Origin of the sequence: Mesorhizobium sp. M0001 (assembly GCF_040324255.1) — a bacterium.
Classification (GTDB): Bacteria; Pseudomonadota; Alphaproteobacteria; order Rhizobiales; family Rhizobiaceae; genus Mesorhizobium.
The window spans coordinates 457,074-478,023 of sequence record NZ_JAMYVS010000001.1 but is presented as its reverse complement, the minus strand read 5'-3'; the positions used below and the strand labels follow the sequence as shown (position 1 = coordinate 478,023).

Genomic DNA, 20,950 nt, shown 5'->3' with positions numbered 1-20,950 from the left:
CAGCCAGGCCGGCACAGTCTACCTGCCGTGGGCCCGCGCCGACAACAGGCTGGGAGCGGCGGCGGCCTCCTGACGGCCAGCCACACGCCGCAGGCCTTTGCGCCTCGGCGTGTTCCCGGGAAGCTTCACGCCATGCGCGAGGCCGAGGGCAGCCAGGATGCGGATGAAGAGCCAGCCGAGATCGATCTGCCCGCGTTCCAGGCCGAGCTTTGCGGATTCGGGAAAAGCATGGTGATTGCCGTGGAAACTCTCGCCAAAGGTCACCAGGCCGAAACGCGGCAGGTTGTAGCCCTGCACGGCAACGCCATCGACGCGCCAGCCCTGCTGCCCGCTGCGATGTGCGAAATGCCCGACCAGCCAATGCCCGGTCAGCGACACGGAGATACGCACCGCAATGCCCCAGACCACCCAGCTCCACCCGCCGAGGAGCAAGAAAAGGATCGCCCACGGCAGTTGCTGCAGCATCCAGGTCCGCTCGACGAATTTGTAGAAGCGGTCGTTTCTGATCGACGGCTCGATGACGAAGTCAGGCGGATTGCGCAACGCTACGGCGCAATGCATTTGCCAGAAAGCGTCGGTGAAGAAAGGCCGGCGGTGGGCGTGCAGGTCGTGACAAGCCGTCTGGCGCTGCGCCCAGTCTCGTATGTCATGCGCATAGATCATGCCGAACGGACCGGCCATGCCGACGAGCGTGCCGAGATAGACCAGCGCGTGTTTGAGCCAGATGTGAACCTTGAACGAGCGATGGATGAGCAGGCGATGCATGCCGACCGAGTGTCCGGCGCAGATCGTCACCGCCGTCGTCGCTACGAACAGGGCGAAAGCGCTCCAGCTGAAGGTCAGCGGCCCGAACACCAACGCAATCAGCGTCATCGCACCGACCCAGATCGACTTGGCCGGCATCCAGACGACCTCGCCATCTTCGGCATCGCTCAAGGGCTGCGAGATCATTCTGCCTGTGGATATGGTCTTCATCGGTACCCCTCCTCTGCAGGAAACATTTCCGGACCAAAGAGCCTTGCCTTCCGGCGCGCCGGCGCTTATTTAGGCAATAAGCTAACTATCTACTATTCCGATTTAGGTATTTAGGCAATAGACTAAATACCGGAAGCGAAACGACAGAGGCAGGCGGTGATCGAAGACAATGCAGCGGATGGCGACACGGCTATCGGGGCAAGCAGCGCCATACAGCGCGTGTTCGAGGCGCTGTCATCGCAGCCGAGGCGCAAGATCCTCGCCTATCTCGCCCACTCCTCGCTGACCGCGGGCGAGATCGCGGCGCGCTTCGACATGTCGAAGCCGTCGATCTCGCAGCATCTGAGCATCCTGGAGACGGCCGGCCTCATCGCCAGGGAGCGGCAGGGACAATTCATCCGCTACTCGCTGGTCCAGAACAATCTGGTTAACACGCTGAACGGCTTCGTCCAGGACGTCTGTCCGGTATCGCGCCCGATCAAAAGGGAGAGTAAGAATCTGGCGAGCGGCAAGGTCGATCCCAAGCCGGTAAAATAGTTGGACTGAGACTACATCCCTTGCGGGCCGCGGTTCATCGCCGCCACGCCGGTGCGGCAGATCTCGACCAGGCCGAGCGGCTTCATGATGGCGATGAACTGGTCGAGCTTCGAACCCTTGCCGGTAATCTCGAAGATGAAGTGCTCGGTGTTGGCGTCGATGACCGAAGCGCGAAAAGCGTCCGCCAGACGCAGCGCCTCGACGCGGGCTTCGCCGGTGCCGGCGACCTTGACCAGCGCCAACTCGCGTTCCAGCGGCCGCTCCTGGCCGAACTCGTGCGAGCGCACGGTGAGATCGACGACGCGATGCACCGGTACGATGCGTTCGAGCTGGTGCTTGATCTGCTCCAGCACATGCGGCGTGCCGCGCGTCACGATGGTGATGCGCGACAGGTGCTTCTCGTGTTCGGTCTCGGAGACGGTGAGGCTCTCGATGTTATAACCGCGGCCGGAAAAGAGGCCGATGACCCGGGCAAGCACACCGGGCTCATTGTCGACCAGCACGGAGAGCGTGTGGTTCTCCGGCTTTTCCGTTTCCTTGGCGATGAAATAGGCGGAGCCGGTCGGTTGAAGCTGTGCGTTCATGACATGAATCTCGATTTCAGACTTTGAGCTAATTCTCTGTTTGCGCACGGCTTCTCGCGACAGCCCTGCCCCGGCTTGGACCTAGACCAGTTCCCTGCCCTTGGCGTCGATGGCGTTGGCCACGGCTTCGTCGGTCGCCTCGTCGGGCAGGAGCATTTCATTATGCGCCTTGCCCGACGGGATCATCGGGAAGCAGTTGGCGAGCGTCGCCACCCGGCAATCGAACAGCACCGGCTTCTTCACCGCGATCATCTCCTTGATCGCATCGTCCAGCTCGTCCGGCTTCTCGCAGCGAATGCCATGGCCGCCATATGCGTCGGCCAGCTTGACGAAGTCGGGCATCGCTTCGGTGTAGGAATGCGACAGACGGTTGCCGTGCAGCAGCTGCTGCCACTGGCGCACCATGCCCATATACTGGTTGTTGAGGATGAAGATCTTGATCGGCGCATTGTGCTGCACCGCCGCGCTCATCTCCTGCATCGTCATCTGCACCGAGGCATCGCCTGCGATGTCGATGACCAGCGCATCCGGGTGCGCGATCTGCACGCCGAGCGCAGCCGGCAGACCGTAGCCCATCGTGCCCAACCCGCCCGACGTCATCCAGCGGTTCGGCTTCTCGAAATGATAGTGCTGCGCCGCCCACATCTGGTGCTGGCCGACCTCGGTGGTGATGTAGGTGTCCATGTCCTTGGTCAGTTCGTAGAGCCGCTGGATGGCATATTGCGGCATGATCACATCGTGGTTCATCTTGAACGCGAGCGAGTCACGCGCGCGCCATTTGGCGATCTGCTCCCACCAGGGATGGAGCGCCTTCTTGTCGGCCTTGGCGCTCGCCCGCCACAGCCGCACCATGTCCTCCAGCACCCGGCCGACATCGCCGATGATGGGCACTTCCGTGTGCACGTTCTTGTTGATCGACGATGGATCGATGTCGATGTGGATCTTCTTCGAGTTGGGCGAGAAGGCGGTCAGCCGTCCGGTGATGCGGTCGTCGAAGCGCGCGCCGATGCAGATCATCACGTCGCAATCATGCATCGCCATATTGGCTTCATAAGTGCCGTGCATGCCCAGCATGCCCATCCAGTTCTTGCCCGATGCCGGATACGCGCCGAGGCCCATCAGCGTCGAGGTGATCGGGAAGCCGGTGAGGTCGACCAGTTCGCGCAGAAGATGGCTGGCCTCCGGACCGGAGTTGATGACGCCGCCGCCCGAATAGATGATCGGCTTCTTGGCGCTGGCCATCAGTTCGACGGCGGCCTTGATCTTTTCCAGGTCGCCCTGGACCTTCGGCTGGTAGCTGGTGCGCGGCGCCGCCTGCGGCGGCACATAGATGCCTTTGGCGAACTGCACATCCTTCGGAATGTCGACCACCACCGGGCCGGGGCGGCCGGTCGTCGCGACATGGAAGGCCTCATGGATGGTGGCGGCCAATTCGTTGACGTCCTTCACCAGCCAGTTGTGCTTGGTGCAGGGGCGCGTGATGCCGACCGTGTCGCACTCCTGGAACGCGTCGGAGCCGATCAGCGAAGTCGGCACCTGCCCGGTCAGGCAGACCAGCGGGATCGAATCCATCAGCGCATCCTGCAGCGGCGTCACCGCATTGGTGGCGCCCGGGCCGGAGGTCACCAGCATGACGCCGGCCTTGCCGGTCGAGCGGGCATAGCCTTCGGCCGCATGCCCTGCGCCTTGCTCGTGGCGGACGAGGATGTGCTCGACCTCGTCCTGCTGGAAGATTTCGTCATAGATCGGAAGCACCGCGCCGCCGGGATAGCCGAAGACATGCTTGACGCCATTGTCCTTCAGCGCCTGCACCACCATTTCGGCGCCAGTCATTTCCCTGTTTGGCATTTCGCGCCGTTCGTTCTGTCCGTTGCTCATCGGTCTGGTCCCGTACTTCTAGCCATGAGGCGATTGCTGGTCGTTTAGTCGTGTTTCGGGCAATAAAAAAGGCCCCCGATGGGAGCCTGTGTGTTGCGCATGGGAGGTTTTCGCCCGGCGGTTACACCGCCTTGCCCACGCGCTTTCCTACGAGAATGAGTGCCTTTTTCATCGTGGCGGACACTACGAGGGTGAAAGGCAAGGTGTCAACGGGAAAAACGCGCGATGCGAAAGACAAAGCAAGTGGCCCGCCGCCTCTGGTCGGCGGGCCACCGCGGCGCATACGATACCCCTCAATCGCACCGCGCCGGGAACAAGAGCCACTGCCGTGTCACGTCAGGATCAGCACGATCTTGTACGTGTCCGGGTCGACGATGACGATGCGCCCGTCGGCCAGCACGAAGTACTCATAGGATTCGTAAGCCGGGACGATCTTGACAATGCGCGCCGGCAGACGGTGCAGGCGCACTTTGTGCCGCGGCACCTCGATGCCGACCGAAATGTCGAAGTCGACGTTCTTCACCGGCTCAACCCTGGTCTCGTGGATGATCTGCGTGACCTGCGTCTTCTGCTCGACTGTCACGTTGTTGATCGAGGCCGTATTGCCCTGGTCGGTCTGGACGTTTGTGTTGCCCTGAGCGTTCTGCTCGGTGGTGGTCCCGGCCTTGCCCTGGGCCTGCTGGTCCGTGCTGGTGCCGGTCTGGCCCTGAGCGTTCTGCTCGGTGCTGGTCCCGGCTTTGCCCTGAGCCTGCTTCTCGGTGCTGGTGCCGGTCTGGCCCTGAGCGTTCTGCTCGGTGCTGGTCCCGGCCTTGCCTTGGGCCTGTTCATCCGTCTTGAGCTTGGCCTTGCCCTGAGCCTGCTTCTCGGTGCTGGTGCCGGTCTGGCCCTGAGCATTCTGCTCGGTGCTGGTCCCGGCCTTGCCCTGGGCCTGTTCATCCGTCTTGAGCTTGGCCTTGCCCTGAGCCTGCTGATCGGTCGTGGCGCCGGCCTGACCCTGAGCATTCTGCTCGGTACTGGTCCCGGCCTTGCCCTGTGCCTGTTCATCCGTCTTGAGCTTGGCTTTGCCCTGAGCCTGCTGATCGGTCGTGGCGCCAGCCTGGCCCTGTGCATTCTGATCGGTCTGTGACTTCATCTTGCCTTGCGCCTGTTCGCCGGCCTTGCCGCCCTTCTGGCAATCGGCCGCGCCGGCGGCGCAGTTGTCGCCGCCGCTCGGCTGCACAGCCTGGGTCTGGGCGATCGCGGCGCCGCACCCGACGCCAAGCGCAATCATGCTCGTGATCAACACATGTTTCATCTGCTTTCTCCTTAAAGAGTCGGTCCCTCAGCCTAGCCAACTCTGTCAAAAATACTTTGTTCCGCATTTTGCGAATAAAATCGGGCTTCTAAGAAGACCAATAAATGTAGGCAGTAGTTTTGCCAACAATCAGCTACAAATTGCATCAAAAAATTAATGCAACGCAAGATTTTTGCTTTTTTCTGAGCTTGTGATCCCATAGCGATGACACCAGCCTCACAAGCTTAGAAGTACTCCCGTCGTCATGACCAGGATGGCTACCCCGAAACAGGCAAGAGCAACCATCGTGCCTGATGGACGCTGTTGTCCATTAACGCCTCCCACAAGTGCTGATCTCAACGATGCCGAGAACCCTGTGTTCCGCCCTGAGGAGGCTCTAGGACCTCTACAGCCTGGCACCAGACTTTGGTCCCTCTCCCTATAGTCCATTGGCCCGATGACGCCCGGACCGAAGCCCCACGCGGGAACGCAGCCGCGAAAAGCCCGTTCGGCTTGCGGTGTGCATCAACCTCACCAACAACCACCGTATCGGAATCGAGCTCGCGCAAGATGCATGAGCGTTGATGAAGGAGAGAATCATGACGACCATGTACCAGTCGACCGCAATTGCCGGATTCTTGCTGCTCGCGAGCGCGGGCGTAGTTGCCGCTCAAGACGTCATCATCGCGCCGGAGCAGGAAACGGTTGTGCGCGAATACGTGAAAAAGCAGCCCCTTGCGTCGGTGAAGATTCCAGGTGTCGAATTGAACGTGGGGACCGCCATTCCCGACACGGTGGAACTGCATGAAGTGCCGAGCGTCAAGTATCGCTACGTTGTGGTCGACGGGCGAACCGTGCTGGTCGACCCCGGCACGCGGAAGATCGTCAAGATCATACAGTAACGCTGATCCCACCGCCGTTCCCCGCGGGTGGCGGTGGGATCATGCCCTGAAATTGCGGTTTCCCCGGCAATTCAACCTAGCGCTTGCTCGCACCATCGACCGTTCTAGATGTAGGATGGCTTAGGCATTTTGGCGCGGCCAAAGTCGCGGGGTCGGTTGAGACGTGCGCTACATTGATAGTCTCTATCAAAACTGGAACAGGCTATCGTTGGCTTGGCAGTTCATCATAGTCGGAAGCATTGGGCTGCTGTCGCTGATGCTGGTCGTCGGCCTATGGGTCACCTCGCAAATACGAGATGGAGTGATCCGCAACTCTGCAAGCACGACCGCGCTTTACGTCGACAGTGTCATCGCGCCAATCCTGCCGGATATGCGCAAAAGCCAGCAGCTCAGCGACACCGTTAAACGGGCGCTCGATGAAACCCTGGACCAGGGTGCTCTCGGCAAAAAACTGGCGTCGTTCGTGCTTTGGCGGCGTGATGGCAAGGTGCTGTACGCCAAAGACGCGGCTCTTATCGGCCAGACCTTCGAGCCAAATGCGAACTTGCTGCATGCGTTCGGTGGAAACGTGGTGGCGCAATTCAATGATCTGGACGAAAATGAAAGGAAGGAACGGAAGAGCCCCACCGCCTCGCTGCTCGAGATCTACAATCCGGTTCGAGAGCCGTGGTCGGGCGATGTTGTGGCCGTTTCCGAGTTCTACGAGATAGCCGACGATCTTCAGGGCACTTTAAACTCGGCACTATGGTCGAGCTGGCTGCTCGTGGCTGGCGCGACCGCGGTCGCCTTGGCGATGCTCTCGGGAATCGTGCTTCGCGGCAGCAGCACTATCGAAACGCAGCGTTCAGCGCTTGAGACACAAGTGGCCGAACTTCAGTTGCTTTTGGAGCAGAATTCCGCTTTGCGGGAGCGCGTCCAGCAGGCGTCGCGCCGCGCAACGGCAATCAACGAGCGTTACTTGCGTCGCATCGGGTCTGATTTGCATGACGGTCCAGCTCAGCTGGTCGCACTGGCTGCGCTGCGCATGGACAGCCCTCTGCTGCTCGATCCCGCCGCATCCCCAAGCCACCGGAAGACCGAGATCGCCGATATCCATCATACGTTGGACGAGGCGATGCGGGAGATCCGCGCCATCTGCACCGGCCTCGTGCTGCCACAGATCGAAGCTTCGACAGTCGCGGAGATATTGCGGCTTGCGGTTGCCGAACATGAACGCCGGACGGCCTCCTCCGTATCGCTTTCACTGCCATCTCGCCTGCCCGACCTGGGGACGTCCGAGAAAATAAGCATCTTTCGCTTCGCGCAGGAGGGGCTGAACAATGCCTGGCGACACGGTCTGGGCAAGGGGCAGGCTGTCAAGGCGAGAGTGACGCAGGGCAAGCTCCTCATTCAAGTGCTTGATCACGGCCCTGGATTCCAGTCGGGATCGTGTGAAGGACTTGGACTCGCCGGTATGAGGGAACGTATCGAAAGTATCGGAGGTCACTTCGAGACCTTTTCGAGCCCCAGGGGGACCCGGCTGACCATAACGCTCAACATCGAGGACCAGAAATGACCGCTCCCATAAGGATTGCCATTGTTGATGATCATCCGCTGTTTCGCGAGGGTGTGGCTCGCAGCCTCGCCGAAATCGGCGGCTTCGAAGTCGTTGGTGCGGGCGAAACCGCGACGGATGCCGAACAGCTTGCGGCCTTGGCAAATCCCGACATATTGCTGCTAGACATCAGTTTGCCGGGAGGGGGTCTGGCGGCAGCGGAAAATATTCTTGCAACTCAGCCTGACTGCAAGATCGTCATGCTCACCGTCTCGGAGGCGAACGCCGATTTGGCAACGGCGCTCAGGCTGGGCGTACGCGGATATGTGCTGAAAGGGATTGGGGCGGCATCGCTGGCCGAGGTGCTGACTTATATAGCCGCAGGAAAAAAATATGTTTCGCCGACCCTGTCAGCGCAGCTTTTGAATGAACTGATCCGGCCGGAAAAGCGCACTACCGATCTCGTTGCCAATCTCTCGGGACGCGAGCTTGGGATAATCTCCTTGGTAGGCGAAGGACTGAGCAATAAAGAAGTCGCCAAACGTCTCAACCTGCAGGAGAAAACGGTAAAACACCACATGACTCGGATATTTCAAAAGCTAAAGGTGCGAAACCGCACCGAAGCAGCCATTCTTATGCACGCGCCCAAAACGGGTCTTGTATAGGGAGATCGGGGCTTGTCTGAAGGTCGGATGCTGGTTGGCGAACCAACAGTTACAGCCCTTTCAGACGAGCAATGTCGGAGGCCCTTACGGCGCGTTCGACAATTGTCCTTCCAAGCGGATCCTTCATAGTGAAGCGGCCGGCCTCGATGCTTTCGCTGAATCCATCGCGATGCACGACCTGGATTTTGGCGCCCTGTACCGTCACCGTGTCGCCAGCGGCATTGACTTGGCTACTGGGAGCTTGGCTACCGGCGGCGTTGTCGCCGGCACCATTTTTTCCCTTTCCGTTGGCGTTGCCATTCCCGGCGTTGCCGCCTGAGCCATTACCGTTACCACTACCGTTGCCACCACCGTTACCATTGCCATTGTTTCCGCTCTTGGCGCTGGCAGCGGCGAATTCGATCTTGTAACCGTCGACATGGCTCAACCGCAGACCAAGCACCGGCATCGTCACCGCAACCGCCGCGAATACGCGCAAGCTAAAGTACGCCCGGCGACGCACGGATGAAAACAGGGGCTGCCTTTCTCCATTCATGCCACCATCACATCATGATGTGTCACGGTATTCAAGAATGAACAGCCCAAAATTGCGGCTCACAAACGCTGAGGAAACTCTCCTTTCGTGCTTGCAGCTCGATTCTCAGACCTTCGTCTGAGTCAAATATACAACCGAAGTCTGACCTACTGATCTTGGGCCGCGCCGACGGATGTCGCAATAAAATCCGCGGTGACAAGGCTCGTCACCGGTAGGGATCGGCAGCGAGGCGCGAGCGCCTGCGCACGCAGACGCTCGCGGCAAGTCTGCGGCGGCATACGGTTTGCGCATGCTCGCCGTCGAAGCGGTAGCACATGCCGTTCCTTCCCCGGATTATGATCAGGCGCGATTGGCGAAGTCGCGGACAACCCGTTGCAGCAGCGGCATGTAGTCGCGAAATGCCCGGGTCTTCATGTTGGCGATCTTGCCGGCCTCGTCCCAGATGCGGACCCGAACCGCTTCCTCGTGGAACGGGTTCTTGCGGAACTCGGCCACCTCTTCGGCATTCATCGGCCCGCCTTGCAGCGACAGCGTGTGGACCGAGGCCTGCGACAGCCTGCCGAAATAGGTCGGGTCGGTAGCGCAGAGGTAGCGCTTGGCCGCGACATGCAGCCTGACGCATTCGACGATCACCGGTGGAAAGAACGGCGCCAGCACCTCGCCGCCGGCTTCGTCATGATGCTTGTCCTCGACATCGTCGGGCGAATAGGTGCCGAACTCGCTGGTGTAGTGGCCGATATCGTGCAGCAGTGCTGCCGCCACCAGCACATCGGGCGCGCCGTCCTTTTCGGCGAACCAGGCGCCCTGCAACATGTGCTCCGACATGGTGACGGGTTCGCCGAGATAGGATTCCGCCCCTCGGCGTTCGAAAATATCGGCGATGAATTCGACGATGTTGCCCGCGTTCAAATCCTGGCCGCTCATTCCGCAGCCTCCTTGAAGCTGTGTTCGATCGCCGACAGCGTCGACAAAAGGCCATCCTTGTCGGCGTAGCAGCCCTGCAGCCAGCGCTTGCCGGCGCCGGAGAATTGCTTGCGGGCATGCATGACGCGGGTGTTGTCGACGATGAAGGCCTGGCCTGCCTCGAGCCTGAAGGTGACTTCGAAGGAAGGATCCTCGATCAGTTCGGCAATCCGGCGATAGGCGGCGTAGTAGGCCTCCATCTCCGCGAACGGCACATCGACGGTCGGCGCCAGCGAGCGGTTGTTGAAACGGATGGCGATGAGTTCGCCATCCGGCCCGAGCTCGATCATCGGCCGTTTGGCCTGCAATCGCACGCCCGACGACCCCGCATATTCGAAACGCGCCGGGTATGAACTCAACAGCCGGAAGCCTTCGGGGTTTTCGGCCTGCAGCGCGGCCGCCACGGCAAAACCATCGACGACGCTGGATTCGCCGCCCTCCACGGTGTTTTCGATGCAGGACAGGATCTGCAAGGTCGGCACCGGATCGCGATAGGGATTGTCGGTATGCGCCTGCAGGCCAAGATTGGTGTAGGCCAGATTGGTTGGATTGACCTCGGCGCGCACCTCGAACCATCGGCCGTAATTGGTCTCCCTGATATAGCCGAACAGATCGGACACTTTGCACAGCGCCCCGGATTCGGGCGGCAAATCGTCCATCACCGCGAAGCCGTAGGTCTTCACCGCCGACAGCCATTGCCGCAAGACGGCGCGGTCGCGGCTGGCAGCGAGATAGCCGGCGCGCGGCACCGAATTCTGCATAGAGGCCCTGGTCCATCGCACGGTGCCCTCGCCTGTCCAGCCGGGCTGTCGGGCGGCATCGCGGTCATAGGCATTGGCGCTCAGCCATGCCGCAGGAAAGCGCACCGTCTTTCCCTCCGGTTCGAAACTGACTTCAAGCGCATCGCCCTTGATCGCGGCTGCGCCGATCCATGTCTGCGCGGGAATGTCGAGAATGGTGATCAGCCGCTGGCCGTTGCCGGCGCTGCGCGTCTTGTCGTCGAGCGCATTGTCGCGCAACCACACTGCGTGAAAGCGAGTGCGCGCGCCGTCCTTCCACCCGAGGTCGATCGTTCTTCCTTCGTCGCCGATCAGCGCCTGGCTAAGCATGGGGATCCGTTCCTGTCCGCTGCGCCCCGCAGCCAACTCCGCAGGGTTTGCGGTTGCATCGTGATGATGTCGAAGGCATAACTCAAATTATCATTTTGCAGCCAAAGGCCCTAAACGGTTTATGACTGAAACAACCCTGCCCTTGCCCCCGCTCGACTGGCTGCGCAGTTTCGAGGCCGCCGCTCGGCTGTCGAATTTCACCGCCGCCGCGGCCGAGCTTGGCCTGACCCAGGCTGCGGTCAGCCAGCACATCCGTTCTCTCGAAGAGCGGTTGAAGCAGCCGCTGTTCATCCGCCTGGCGCGCGGCGTCGAACTGACGCCGGAGGGTGCCGCCTACCTGCCGCATCTGCAATCGGCCTTCGCCGTGATCGCCAACAGCACGCGCGAGCTGTTTGAACCCAAGACCGTCCAGAGCGTGACGATACGCTCGCCGATCTCGTTTGCCGTGCTGATGATCGCGCCGAAGCTGCCGCAAATGGCCAAGGACCTGCCCTTCGTCCAGCTGCAGATCGAGACCATCCACACACCGGCCGATTATGGCGAGCGCTTTGTGGGTCTCGACATCCGATTCGGCATTGGCTCCGGCTCTTTTGCCGGACGGCAGGCCGACCGCCTGACCCGCGAAACCTTGACGCCGATGGCGTCGCCGCATCTCGCCAAGGCCAAGGATTGGACAGGATTGCCGAGACTTACAGTGGTCGGCGCGCGGGAAATGTGGGGCGAGTGGTTCGCCGTCGCCCGGATGAAGCCGGCGCTGGGGCCGACGCACAAATTCGACAGTTTCGTTACCGCACTGGAGGCGGCGAAGCACGGCGCCGGCATGGTGCTGGGATCGCGACCGTTGGCCGACGCGGCACTGCGCGAAGGATCTCTCGTCACCCTGTCCGGCTTTACGCTGTCGAGCGGTGCCGGCCACTATCTGACCGCACCTTCGGGCGCGCATCTGAGCCCGGCCGAGGAAGCGGTCCGCCGCTGGTTCGCAACGGTCTTCGGCGTCCCGATTTCCCGATAAGCCCCTGAATACGCGGCAAACTATTGGACGACGTGACGCGGCGCATAATTTGCCGCGATACTGCGCCAGGCCGGACGTCAAGCTTCGGCAGGGTTCCGCTCGCTACGGGCGGCCAGGAAAAATCGCGGAGGAAATTCAATGCTCGACAAGGCCCCCAACAAGAAGCTTTCCGACCTGCTCGATCGCTTCGGCGCGGCACTCGCCGCCGGCGACATCGACAAGGCGGTCGCCTGCTTCCAGGAGGATTGTTACTGGCGCGATCTCGTCACCTTCACCTGGAACATCAAGACGATGGAAGGCCGCGATCAGGTGCGCGACATGCTGGTCAGCCAGTTGGCCAGGACCAAACCGTCGAACTGGGCGATCGCCAGGGGCGAGGATGCCACGGAAAGCGACGGCGTGCTCGACGGCTGGATCAGTTTCGAAACGTCTGTCGCGCGCGGCTTGGGCCACATCCGGCTGAAGGACGGCAAGATCTGGACGCTGCTCACCACCATGGTCGAGCTCAAGGGCCATGAGGAGCCGGCCGGTTTCGACCGCCCGCTCGGCGCCAAGCACGGCCATGGCAAGAACCGCCCGACCTGGAAGGAGGAGCGCGAGAAGGAAGCCGCCGAGCTCGGCTTCAAGACGCAGCCCTATACGCTCATCATTGGCGGCGGCCAGGGCGGCATCGCGCTCGGCGCGCGGCTGCGGCAGCTCGGCGTGCCGACCGTCATTGTCGAGAAGAACGAACGGGCCGGCGACAGCTGGCGCAAGCGCTACAAATCGCTCTGCCTGCACGATCCGGTCTGGTACGACCATCTGCCCTATATCGACTTTCCCAGGAACTGGCCGGTCTTCGCGCCCAAGGACAAGATCGGCGACTGGCTGGAAATGTACGCCAAGGTAATGGAGCTGAACTACTGGTCGTCGACCGAGGCCATGAGCGCTGTCTATGACGAAGGGAAGAAGGAATGGACGGTGGTGGTGCGCCGCGACGGCAAGGACATCACGCTGAAGCCGAAACAATTGGTGCTGGCCACGGGGCAATCCGGCAAGGCCAACATGCCGAACTTCAAGGGCATGGACACATTCAAGGGCGACCAGCATCACTCCTCGAAGCATCCGGGACCCGATGCCTATGTCGGCAGACAAGCCGTCGTCATCGGCTCGAACAACTCCGCCCACGACATCGCCGCAGCCCTTTGGGAAGCCGGCGCTGATGTCACCATGGTGCAGCGCTCGACCACGCATATCGTCAAGTCCGACACGCTGATGGAGATCGGGCTGGGCTCGCTCTATTCGGAAAAGGCGGTCGCGAGCGGCATGACCACCGCCAAGGCTGACCTCGTCTTCGCCTCCCTGCCCTACAAGATCCTGCACGAATTCCAGATCCCGGCCTATGCCGAGATGAAGAAGCGCGACGACAAATTCTACAAGGGCCTGGAAAAGGCCGGCTTCATGCTTGACTGGGGCGATGACGGCTCCGGCCTGTTCATGAAATATCTGCGGCGCGGCTCGGGCTATTACATCGATGTCGGCGCATCCGACCTGATCATCGACGGGTCGATCAAGCTGAAAAGCGGTGTCGACGTGAAGGAGATCAAGGAGCATTCGGTCCTGCTCAGCGATGGATCGGAACTGCCGGCCGATCTCATCGTCTACGCCACCGGCTATGGCTCGATGAATGGCTGGGCGGCCGATTTGATCTCACGGGAGGTCGCAGACAAGGTCGGCAAATGCTGGGGCCTCGGCTCCAACACCACCAAGGACCCAGGCCCCTGGGAAGGCGAGCTGCGCAACATGTGGAAGCCGACGCAGCAGGAGGCGCTGTGGTTCCATGGCGGCAATTTGCACCAGTCACGCCACTATTCCCAGTTCCTGGCGCTGCAGCTGAAGGCGCGCATGGAAGGCATCGCGACGCCGGTCTACGCGCTGCAAGAGGTTCATCACAAGGGTTAGGTAGCGCCGCCGATGCGCTTCCAGTAGATGAGCGTGCCGGTCAGCCCGCCATGGGGTTTCAAGGCAAAGTCCGGTATTTCGCCAGTGAGCGTGAAGCCGAGTTTTTCGTAAAGGCCGGAAGCGCCCTCCTCGGTTGCGGTGTCCAGCACCAGAAGCGTGCGGCCTTTCTCGACGGCGAGCGTTTCGGCCGCCCGCATCAGCCGGCTCGCTATGCGTTTGCCGCGGTGTTCGACGCGGGTCATCAGCTTGGCGATCTCGGCCCGGTGCGGCTGATTATCAGGAAAGTCGAGCAGCACGGTCACGGTGCCGACCAGAACCTCGCCCTTCCATGCACCCAGCACCGCTCTTTCACCTCTCTCTGCTGCCACCAACGAGTTGCCCCAGAAGGCCTCCGCCGATTGCCTGGATAAGGGATGCATGAAGCTGACGGAGCCGCCGGCCGCCACCGTCTCGATCAGGAGGTCGGCCAGCATGCCGCGCGTTTCAGCAGTCAGCGACCTGATTTCGATGGAACTCATGCCGGCACCTTCCCTTGCTAATCCAGACGCGCGACGCGGCGCCGTTTTCGTCTCGCCTTGATCGCGGCGATGCGATCGGTGTCTTTCGGCTGCAGATGCAGCCCGCGTTCGAGGATTTCGAGCGTGTATTCCTCATAGGTCAGGCCAAGCCGCTCGGCCTTTTCCATGCGCATCAGCATCACGTCACGGCTTGGCGCCTTCCACGCCTTGGCATGCGCTGCCTGCCAGGCCAGGAAGATGTAGGGATCGCCCTTGCCCCATGGCGGGCCCTTGTAATCATCGAGCGGCGGTCCGCCATTGTCGGAGCGCTTGGGACGTCTTGCCACGATTTCAGCCCCTGACCAGCGCGACCAGATAGTCGGCGGGCAGCTGCCCGACGGCATGGAACGTGCAGTCCGACGGCGCGCCGAGCGCCAGGCAGTCGCCGGGCTCGAGACTATGCACCATATCACCCTCGGTGAATTCGAGCCGCCCGGAGATCAGCCACATCTGCTGCTTGATGAAGGCATAGGACGCCGCCGGGAAACTCACACTGGCGCCAGCCGGCAGTTGCACCCGGATCAATTCGAGCGGCGTGTCTGAAACCGGCGACAGATGCCGACGGACATAGCCCGTACCGGGGTCGCGCCAAACCGGCTGCTCACTCTCGCGCAGCAAGCCGCCACCTTGCTGCTCGGCGCGTGCTATCAGCGTCGACAGCGTCATGCCGAAAGCAGCGGCGATGCGCACCAGCAGCGCGGCCGTCGGGCTGGTCATGCCGCGCTCGATAGTGCTGAGCATGGCTTTGGAGACGCCGGAGCGGTTCGCCAGGTCGGCCAACGACCAGTCCCGCAAGGCTCTTTCGGCGTGGATTCGTCTGCCTATCGTGGCCGAAATGTCATTCGCTATATCAGTCATTCGTCCAATATATCGAATATTTGGATTCGGAAAAGAGGTCGGCCGGTTGAATTTTCGCTGACGGGTTAACCGCTGCTACACCATCCCGCATCACGCCACCTTAACCCCGTCTGTGTAGGATCCAGGCTCCACGGGAATGGGGATCGGATCGTATGTTTGTCGAGCGCGAAGCCTCCGTCGGCGAACCGACCTCGCAGGAGCGCCGCCGCGCAGAGCAGAGCGACAAGCGCATTCTCGGCAACGTCGTGCAGTGCGACGGTGCGCGCGCCACCATCAGCGCCTATGCCGACGACATCGAAGGCGCGGTCACCGGCCTGTGGACCGTCGGCAAGATGATCTCCATCAATCTCGGGACATCGCGCACCGTTGGTCTGGTCTACGAAATCGGCAAGTCGGATCGCGCCTGGAGCAATGAGGGACAAAACCCCATCGAGGTCAGCGTCGAGCTGATCGGCGAAGTGCGCGACGGCGCCGAACCGGGGGCCAAACCGGTGTTCGACCGCGGCATCACCACCTATCCTCATATCGGCGCCATAGCGCACCGCATCCGTACCCGTGATCTGCAGGCGATCTACGATCTCGCCGGGCGTCATTCGATCACCATCGGTACGCTGTCGCAGGATGAGTCGATCGACGCCAACATCGCTATCGACGACACGCTGGCGCGCCATTTTGCCGTTGTCGGCACAACCGGCGTCGGCAAATCCACCGCCATCTCGCTGCTGCTGCGCAAATCGATCGCCGCCCGGCCCGATCTGCGAATCCTCATTCTCGATCCGCACAATGAATTCGCGGCGTCCCTGCCTGAGTTCTGCGTCCGGGTCGATTCCAAGACGCTTGACCTGCCGTTCTGGATGTTCAGGCTTGAAGAATTCGCCGAAGTGCTGTTTCGCGGCCGAGAGGTCGTGCCGGAAGAAGTCGATGTCCTGCGCGACCTGATCCCCGCCGCCAAGAACCTCTATCGCAATCCGAGTTCAGGCTCTTACGTGCGCCGCGGCAGCGATGCGCTGACCGCCGACACGCCGGTGCCCTACCGCATGGTCGATCTCATCAAGCAGATCGACGAGCGCATGGGCCTCTTGGAAAGCAAGAACGACCGCCCGACGCTGAAATCGCTGAAGACGCGCATCGAGTCCGCCGCGTCCGACCCGCGCTATCGCTTCATGTTCAATTCGCGGCTGATCGAGGACACGATCCACGAGACGATCGGCAATATTTTCCGTGTGCCGCATCATGGCCGCCCGGTGACCTGCTTCGAGATGGCCGGCATGCCGTCCGAAGTGGTCAACTCCGTCTGTTCGGTGCTGGCTCGGCTCGCCTTCGACCTTGCGCTGTGGAGCGAGGGCCGGCTGAAGCTCTTGCTGCTGTGCGAGGAAGCACACCGCTATATGCCGGCCGATCCACGCCTTGGCTTCGCCCCGACAAGGCATGCACTGTCGCGCATCGCCAAGGAAGGCCGCAAATATGGCTGCTATCTCGGCGTCGTCACCCAGCGCCCGGGTGAACTCGATCCGACCATCCTGTCGCAATGCTCGACCTTCTTCGCAATGCGGCTGGCCAATGAGCAGGACCAGGCGATCATCCGCTCGGCGATCGCCGATTCCTCCGCCTCGACGCTGGCCTTCCTGTCCTCCATGGGCCAGCGCGAAGCCATCGCCTTCGGTGAAGGCGTGGCGACGACCATGCGGCTGAAGTTCGAAAAACTGGCGGAGAACCTGATCCCCGGCACCGCCAAGCGAGAGCAGGACGAGTTCTCGCAGGACGGCAACGACGTCGATCTCGCCGCCATCGTCGAGCGGCTGCGCAACGTCCCGAAACCGCAGCAGCAGATGGCCTTCGCCGAAGCAGTGGATTCCGGCCGCCAGGCCGGCGATCCCGATTACCGCAAGCCGGCGACCGCCCAGCGCGTCCAGCCGGACGACGATTTCGACCTGCGCTACGGCCTCAAGCCCACAACCTTCGGCATGCGCCCGCAGAACGATTAGCCTGCACACCCTTCTGGCCACCGGCAAGCCGCGTCAACTTCCGAGATCAGCTTCGTCAGCCAGCTTGGGTAAATCACGCCAGAAAATTCGTCAGGCTGAGTCGGTCGGTGTCGACCTCGAGAACCGGAGCGGAGCGGACATTGAGTCCGTGAGCACCGGCCTACGCCGGCCGTAGCCATAGCTGCCGCCACCACCTCATGAGTGCTTCGGCCGGCGAAGGCCGGAAGCGCAGAAGACGGCATCAAACGGCCAGCCTCACGAATTTAATGCCGGGATTTCAGGCGCAGACGCGGTTGCGGCCTTGCCTCTTCGCCTCGTAGAGCTGGCGGTCGGCGCGGCGGTAGAATTCCTCGGCGGTTTCCTTCCGATCCCAGACGGCTAGTCCGACGCTGGTGGTGATCTTGAGGCGGACATTGCCCGACAGCACCGACATGTTGGCAATCGCTTTGCGGATGCGTTCGGCGAACTTCCCCAACAACTCCGCATCCATGTTGGGCGTAACGACGGCGAACTCCTCGCCCCCAAGCCGCGCCACCACATCGTGGTAGCGCGTCATGCCTTTGAGGCAATTGGCGACTGCCCTAAGCACCTCGTCGCCGACATCGTGGCCATGCGTGTCGTTGACCTGCTTGAAATGATCGAGGTCGAGGATCATGAGCCCGACGGGCTTTTCGATGCGGCGGAATTCCTCGAGATATTCCTTCAGCGCATCATCGAAATAGCGCCGGTTCTGCATGCCGGTAAGGCCGTCGGTCAATGCCGCATGTTGCAGCGTTTCCGAGCGGGCGCTGAGCGAAACCGTCATGGCGCGCAGCTTGCCCTCTTCCGTGGCCTGCCTACGAATCAGCGGGTAGATGAAGAACACGCCGAAGAACAGCGCTGTCGCCAGCAGCACCCCGGTGACAAACAGCAGCGTGTTGAGATAGGCGATCCTCTCGACCCGGGACGTCGCATCGTGACCGACCGCGATGGACTGCAATTGACCATAGGCATAAAGCGTCACCAGGCCTGCGGCCAGGATCACGAAAATAAAGACGAAAAATGCGGATTCCGCCTTGTGGAAACGCATCTGCTCCCCGTTGGAAAAGTACCCCCCGGATCTATGGCATGCCGGCGCCTTACGGACGGTTAATCCAGACAACCGGAGCGGGAATGTTCATTCCTACTTCTGTTTCTTTAATTGTATCAGCAGCACGAAAATCAAATCACGGCTTGCAGGCCGTCGCCGGGCTGCAATCTCAGCCATTCCGGTCCCAGCTGATGGCGAAACCACGTCGTTTGCCGTTTGGCATATTGCCGCGTCGCTGCCTTGCAGCGCGCGATGGCCTGAGGAAAGCTGATGTCACCCGCCATGGCAGCCGAAAGTTCGCGAACGCCGATCGCCTTCATCGCCGGCAGGTCGGGATCGAGGCCAAGCGCCGCAAGCCGTTTGACCTCATCGAGCGCGCCGAGATCGAGCATGCGGTCGAACCTTGTTTCGATCCGCTCGACAAGGGGGGCGCGGTCCGGCTCGATAACGAAGAACCGAGCGCTGTCGCGGTCGATCAGCGGCCGGCCGCGCGCTGCCTGCCATTCTAGGATGGAGCGGCCGGATGCGTCGAGCACCTCCAGCGCCCGCACGATGCGCTGGCCGTCGGTCGGCTTCAGCTGCATGGCGACCGCCGAATCTTCATGCATCAGGATGCGGTGCAGCTTGGCTGCGCCTTGCTCCTTTAACTCGTAGCGCCAGCGGTCGCGTACCTGCTGCGGAATGTCGGGCATTTCCGAAATGCCCTCGGCAAGTGCGCGAAAATAGAGCCCGGTGCCCCCGACGAAAATCACCGGACGTTCGAAGCCGGCGCCATCGGGTCGCCGGGCAAGCGTGCCGTCATCGATCAGCTTCATCACGTCGCGCAGCCAGGCGCCGGTGGAATAGGCGGTCGAGGGATGCACGTGGCCATAGAGAAAGTGCGGCGCGCGGGCGAGATCGGCGGCATTCGGCCGCGCCGTCAGCACGTCGAGCACCGAGTAGCCTTGCATGGAATCGGTGTTGACGATGACACCGCCCTTGCGTTCGGCGAGATCGAGCGCCAGCGCCGACTTGCCGCTGGCGGTCGGCCCGGCTATCAGGATCGCGTTCTTCACGCGGCCCTCGCCCGCCTGCCCGCCCTCGCCTAGCTGCTTGGAAGTCTCGATGCCGCTCATTGCCACGCTTGTGTCTCACCCCGTCCGCCGCGCGATGTCGGCCTCGCTTGCGAATATGGCCTCACGGTCGGTCGGCGCAAGCGCTGTTCGCTGGCTGGGCGAAGGCGTCGCCTGCGATCTGGTGTTGCCCGAGGGGGCAGAAGCCGCTGAGGCAAGTGCGGCCTTGCGCACAGCACTTGGTTCAGAGCCGGTCGACGTGATCGTTCAGCAGGCCGAAAGCCGCCGCAAGACAATCCTGCTTGCCGATATGGATTCAACCATGATCGACCAGGAATGCATCGACGAACTCGCCGACGAGATCGGCGTCAAGGACCGCGTCGCCGCCATCACCGCACGCTCGATGAACGGCGAGATCGCTTTCGAGCCGGCGCTGCGTGAACGCGTGGCGCTGCTGAAAGGCCTCGATGCCGCCGTCGTCGACCGCATCATCGCGAACCGCCTGACGCTGGCGTCGGGCGGCCGCGCTCTGGTGCAGACGATGCGCGCCAATGGCGCCTGGACGGCGCTTGTCTCCGGCGGCTTCGACGTCTTCACCAGCCGTGTCGCCGCCATGCTCGGCTTCGAGGAAAACCGTGCCAACCGCCTGATCGAGGAGAACGGGCGCTTTGCCGGCCTGGTCGCCGAGCCGATCCTCGGCCGCGCCGCCAAGGCCGATGCGCTGAACGATATCTCGGCCCGCCTCGGCCTGACGCCATTCGATGCGATTGCGGTCGGCGACGGCGCCAACGACCTCGACATGATCCGCCTGGCCGGCACCGGTGTCGCGCTCCACGCCAAGCCGGCCGTTGCTGCCGAAGCCAAGGTCCGCATCGACCATGGCGATCTCACCGCGCTGCTTTATCTCCAGGGCTACCGCCAGGAAGAGTTCGCCCAATGAAACCGATGCGCACCGAGCGCCTCATCCTGCGCAACTGGGAAGACCGCGATCGCGAACTCTTCCACCGCATCAATTCGGACGAGCGGGTGATGGAATTCTTTCCGTTCCGCCGCGACCGCGCCGAGACGGATGCCAAGATGGACGAGTTTCGGGGCTGGATCGCCGAGGACGGCTTTGGTTTTGCCGCCGCCGAGATCGCCGCGACTGGGGAATGCATCGGCTTCGTCGGTCTCTTAAAGACCGATCACGTGCCGTCCCTGCCTTCCGATACGATCGAGATCGGCTGGCGGTTGGCGCCGGAATTCTGGCGCAAGGGCTATGTCACGGAGGCCTCCGAAGCCTGGCTCGCCTTTGGCTTCGAAACGCTTGACCGCGACGAGATCGTCTCCTTCGCCGTCGCGGCCAACCGCCGCTCGACGGCCGTCATGGAGCGTCTTGGCATGAGCCCTGACCCGGCTCGCGATTTCGATCACCCATCCATCCCTGACAGCCACCCGCACCTCAAGCGGCATGTCCTCTACAAACTGTCGCGCACGGACTGGCAGGCACGAAAAAGGGCGGCTCGCTAGCCGCCCTTTCCC

21 protein-coding genes are annotated in these 20,950 nt (G+C 61.9%); 9 read left to right on the top strand and 12 right to left on the bottom strand.

The genetic code is table 11. The features are described from left to right. Positions 1-18: 18 nt before the first annotated feature. Entirely contained in the window at positions 19-975 is a 957-nt protein-coding gene (locus NKK50_RS02240; RefSeq protein ID WP_023714739.1) for an acyl-CoA desaturase, read from the bottom strand. A 156-nt stretch (positions 976-1,131) separates the two neighbouring features. Here NKK50_RS02240 and NKK50_RS02235 point away from each other — a divergent pair, with 156 nt between their 5' ends. Then, on the top strand, positions 1,132-1,512 hold the full coding sequence (locus NKK50_RS02235; protein WP_023702997.1) for a metalloregulator ArsR/SmtB family transcription factor: 381 nt from the start codon (positions 1,132-1,134) through the stop codon (positions 1,510-1,512). Between the two features lie 11 nt (positions 1,513-1,523). On the opposite strand, the gene ilvN is transcribed toward NKK50_RS02235, so the two are convergent. The 3 genes from ilvN to NKK50_RS02220 form a co-directional block, all read right to left on the bottom strand. Next, positions 1,524-2,096: an acetolactate synthase small subunit gene (gene ilvN, locus NKK50_RS02230; RefSeq protein ID WP_023668352.1), complete on the bottom strand. Its 573-nt coding sequence runs from the start codon at positions 2,094-2,096 to the stop codon at positions 1,524-1,526. 81 nt (positions 2,097-2,177) lie between these two features. Continuing rightward, entirely contained in the window at positions 2,178-3,974 is a 1,797-nt protein-coding gene (locus NKK50_RS02225; RefSeq protein ID WP_023668351.1) for an acetolactate synthase 3 large subunit, read from the bottom strand. A 331-nt stretch (positions 3,975-4,305) separates the two neighbouring features. After that, positions 4,306-5,268, bottom strand: a complete 963-nt coding sequence (locus tag NKK50_RS02220; RefSeq protein WP_023668350.1) for a DUF1236 domain-containing protein — start codon at positions 5,266-5,268, stop codon at positions 4,306-4,308. 578 nt (positions 5,269-5,846) lie between these two features. Between NKK50_RS02220 and NKK50_RS02215 the strand changes: the two genes are divergently transcribed. The 3 genes from NKK50_RS02215 (at position 5,847) to NKK50_RS02205 (ending at position 8,348) form a co-directional block, all read left to right on the top strand. Beyond that, on the top strand, positions 5,847-6,149 hold the full coding sequence (locus NKK50_RS02215; RefSeq protein ID WP_023731684.1) for a DUF1236 domain-containing protein: 303 nt from the start codon (positions 5,847-5,849) through the stop codon (positions 6,147-6,149). Positions 6,150-6,312: 163 nt separating this feature from the next. Beyond that, on the top strand, positions 6,313-7,704 hold the full coding sequence (locus NKK50_RS02210; protein WP_023690914.1) for a sensor histidine kinase: 1,392 nt from the start codon (positions 6,313-6,315) through the stop codon (positions 7,702-7,704). Next, positions 7,701-8,348, top strand: a complete 648-nt coding sequence (locus NKK50_RS02205) for a LuxR C-terminal-related transcriptional regulator (RefSeq protein ID WP_023668347.1) — start codon at positions 7,701-7,703, stop codon at positions 8,346-8,348. The genes NKK50_RS02210 and NKK50_RS02205 overlap by 4 nt, the downstream gene beginning before the upstream one ends. Positions 8,349-8,397: 49 nt before the next feature. On the opposite strand, the gene NKK50_RS02200 is transcribed toward NKK50_RS02205, so the two are convergent. From NKK50_RS02200 to tmpA, 3 genes are all read right to left on the bottom strand, one after another. After that, entirely contained in the window at positions 8,398-8,826 is a 429-nt protein-coding gene (locus NKK50_RS02200; RefSeq protein WP_023731683.1) for a hypothetical protein, read from the bottom strand. 396 nt (positions 8,827-9,222) lie between these two features. Next, positions 9,223-9,807, bottom strand: a complete 585-nt coding sequence (gene tmpB, locus NKK50_RS02195) for a (R)-1-hydroxy-2-trimethylaminoethylphosphonate oxygenase (RefSeq protein ID WP_023707197.1) — start codon at positions 9,805-9,807, stop codon at positions 9,223-9,225. Continuing rightward, positions 9,804-10,955, bottom strand: coding sequence for a 2-trimethylaminoethylphosphonate dioxygenase (gene tmpA, locus NKK50_RS02190; RefSeq protein ID WP_023744638.1), 1,152 nt, complete (start codon positions 10,953-10,955; stop codon positions 9,804-9,806). Before tmpA ends, tmpB begins: the two co-directional genes overlap by 4 nt. 121 nt (positions 10,956-11,076) lie before the next feature. Between tmpA and NKK50_RS02185 the strand changes: the two genes are divergently transcribed. Together NKK50_RS02185 and NKK50_RS02180 are read left to right on the top strand one after the other, a co-directional pair. Beyond that, positions 11,077-11,967, top strand: coding sequence for a LysR family transcriptional regulator (locus NKK50_RS02185; protein WP_023744637.1), 891 nt, complete (start codon positions 11,077-11,079; stop codon positions 11,965-11,967). 138 nt (positions 11,968-12,105) lie between these two features. Next, positions 12,106-13,908: an NAD(P)/FAD-dependent oxidoreductase gene (locus tag NKK50_RS02180; RefSeq protein WP_023744636.1), complete on the top strand. Its 1,803-nt coding sequence runs from the start codon at positions 12,106-12,108 to the stop codon at positions 13,906-13,908. Here NKK50_RS02180 and NKK50_RS02175 read toward each other — a convergent pair. From NKK50_RS02175 to NKK50_RS02165, 3 genes are read right to left on the bottom strand one after another with little or no spacing between them, the layout of a single operon-like run. After that, complete coding sequence (locus NKK50_RS02175; protein WP_023833885.1) at positions 13,905-14,426, bottom strand: GNAT family N-acetyltransferase; 522 nt, start codon at positions 14,424-14,426, stop codon at positions 13,905-13,907. The two genes, NKK50_RS02180 and NKK50_RS02175, sit on opposite strands and share 4 nt — an antisense overlap. Positions 14,427-14,443: 17 nt before the next feature. Next, positions 14,444-14,752: a hypothetical protein gene (locus NKK50_RS02170; RefSeq protein ID WP_023682084.1), complete on the bottom strand. Its 309-nt coding sequence runs from the start codon at positions 14,750-14,752 to the stop codon at positions 14,444-14,446. 4 nt (positions 14,753-14,756) lie between these two features. Beyond that, on the bottom strand, positions 14,757-15,323 hold the full coding sequence (locus NKK50_RS02165) for a helix-turn-helix domain-containing protein (protein ID WP_352543053.1): 567 nt from the start codon (positions 15,321-15,323) through the stop codon (positions 14,757-14,759). A gap of 152 nt (positions 15,324-15,475) precedes the next feature. Here NKK50_RS02165 and NKK50_RS02160 point away from each other — a divergent pair, with 152 nt between their 5' ends. Further along, positions 15,476-17,308, top strand: a complete 1,833-nt coding sequence (locus NKK50_RS02160; protein WP_023833886.1) for an ATP-binding protein — start codon at positions 15,476-15,478, stop codon at positions 17,306-17,308. Positions 17,309-17,585: 277 nt separating this feature from the next. On the opposite strand, the gene NKK50_RS02155 is transcribed toward NKK50_RS02160, so the two are convergent. Together NKK50_RS02155 and miaA are read right to left on the bottom strand one after the other, a co-directional pair. After that, positions 17,586-18,377 carry a GGDEF domain-containing protein gene (locus NKK50_RS02155; RefSeq protein WP_023744633.1) on the bottom strand — a complete coding sequence of 264 codons (792 nt, stop codon included), beginning with the start codon at positions 18,375-18,377 and terminating at the stop codon, positions 17,586-17,588. A 131-nt stretch (positions 18,378-18,508) separates the two neighbouring features. Next, positions 18,509-19,492 (bottom strand): tRNA (adenosine(37)-N6)-dimethylallyltransferase MiaA, encoded by a 984-nt coding sequence (miaA, locus tag NKK50_RS02150; RefSeq protein ID WP_023833887.1) that lies wholly within the window; start codon positions 19,490-19,492, stop codon positions 18,509-18,511. On the opposite strand from miaA, the gene serB reads away from it, so the two are divergent. Further along, complete coding sequence (gene serB / locus NKK50_RS02145) at positions 19,482-20,369, top strand: phosphoserine phosphatase SerB (protein ID WP_023725332.1); 888 nt, start codon at positions 19,482-19,484, stop codon at positions 20,367-20,369. The two genes, miaA and serB, sit on opposite strands and share 11 nt — an antisense overlap. Next, entirely contained in the window at positions 20,366-20,938 is a 573-nt protein-coding gene (locus NKK50_RS02140; RefSeq protein ID WP_023744631.1) for a GNAT family N-acetyltransferase, read from the top strand. The genes serB and NKK50_RS02140 overlap by 4 nt, the downstream gene beginning before the upstream one ends. Positions 20,939-20,950 lie beyond the last annotated feature (12 nt).